Source organism: Vibrio sp. 1580 (assembly GCF_033340055.1).
The window spans coordinates 1-610 of record NZ_JAWOVT010000434.1; the positions used below are offsets into that span (position 1 = coordinate 1).

At 50.0% G+C, this 610-nt stretch carries 1 protein-coding gene; it reads left to right on the forward strand.

The features are described 5' to 3' along the window. Positions 1 to 610: N-acetylmuramic acid 6-phosphate etherase (gene murQ / locus R7093_RS26435; RefSeq protein WP_318147178.1), on the forward strand; the 610-nt coding region annotated here is incomplete at both ends.

Consider the following 610-nt stretch of genomic DNA (forward strand, 5'->3'; position numbering starts at 1 on the left):
GGACGCTTAATTTATATGCGTCCAGGCACGAGCGGCCGTTTAGGTGTACTGGATGCCTCGGAATGCCCACCAACGTTTGGCGTATCGGACAAAATGGTCATCGGCCTTATCGCTGGTGGCCCAGAAGCGATACTAAAAGCCAAAGAAGGTGCAGAGGACTCACCTCAACTTGGTGAGCAAGATTTAAAGGATATCGACTTCAGCAGCAATGATGTACTGGTAGGAATAGCTGCCAGTGGTCGAACACCTTATGTGATTGGCGGTTTGGAATACGCGAATACGATTGGTGCAACTACCGTTGCGTTGTCGTGCAATCCGGACTCTCCTATCGCAGATATTGCCGATATCGCAATAAGCCCCGTTGTTGGCCCTGAAGCCTTGACGGGGTCCACTCGCTTAAAATCAGGCACCGCGCAAAAGTTGGTGCTCAACATGCTCACTACAGCAAGTATGATCCGTTTAGGTAAGAGCTACCAAAACTTGATGGTGGACGTGAAAGCGACCAACAACAAATTGGTCGCGCGTGCTGCTCGCATTGTTATGCAGGCGACGGAGTGCACTAAAGAAGAGGCAACCGAGGTACTTAAGCAGACCAATTATGAGGTAAAAC